This window comes from Desertihabitans brevis (genome assembly GCF_003327535.1).
GTDB lineage: Bacteria > Actinomycetota > Actinomycetes > Propionibacteriales > Propionibacteriaceae > Desertihabitans > Desertihabitans brevis.
The window spans coordinates 1-660 of record NZ_QOUI01000026.1; the positions used below are offsets into that span (position 1 = coordinate 1).

A 660-nucleotide genomic window follows, 5' to 3' on the forward strand; every position below is an offset into this window, starting at 1 on the left:
GCGGGCGCCGGTCGCGCAGAGGTGCTCGGTGAGCTGGTCGAGGGTGAGCGGGCTCCCGTGGCGGTGCTCCGGGCGGATGAGCTGGGTGGTCGGGCTTCGGCGCTCGACGCTGCCCGAGGAATGTCGGGCTCGCGTGTCGTCCGTGGTCGGTCGGTCGTCGCCGCTGGGGGGATCGGCCAGGTGGTAGACGAGCGTCGTCTTCGGGGCACCGGCCTTCCAGGCGCGGCGGATCCAGCGGGTGAGGTCCAGGCCGGCTGCGGGCAGGCCGGTGGTGAGGGCGGTGAGGTCGCGCTCCAGCCCGCCGGGTTCGCCGGGGTTGTCGGGTGGGTGTGGTCGCCGCTCCAGGGCGGCAGTCCGGGCGGCGGTTCGATGATCCGCTCGGGTGGGTCCGGTTCGGAGGGCTCGGGAGGCAGTGGCCGGTCGGCGTCGGGGAGGCGTGGGTCGCTGACGATACCTCCGGGGGGGCGGGTGAGGCCGTGGTCGTCGTGGGTCGAGCTGCGCCCGGCGGGGTCGAGGCTGATCTCGCTCGGCCCCGCGGAGCCGACGGGCAGGCCCGCACCGGTCTGGTCCGAGCCGGCCGGGCGCTGCTGGTGGGGGTGGTGGTCGGCGAGGAGGGCGAGGGCTTGGAGGGGTCGGCCGAGGAGGCCGAGGGCGCGGGCG

Annotated in this window: 1 protein-coding gene; it reads left to right on the top strand. The window is 76.5% G+C overall.

Translation table 11 applies throughout. The features are described from left to right. Nucleotides 1-476: 476 nt before the first annotated feature. Nucleotides 477-660, top strand: a 184-nt coding sequence (locus DT076_RS19510) for a hypothetical protein (RefSeq protein ID WP_158548214.1), incomplete at its 3' end; no start/stop codon positions are given.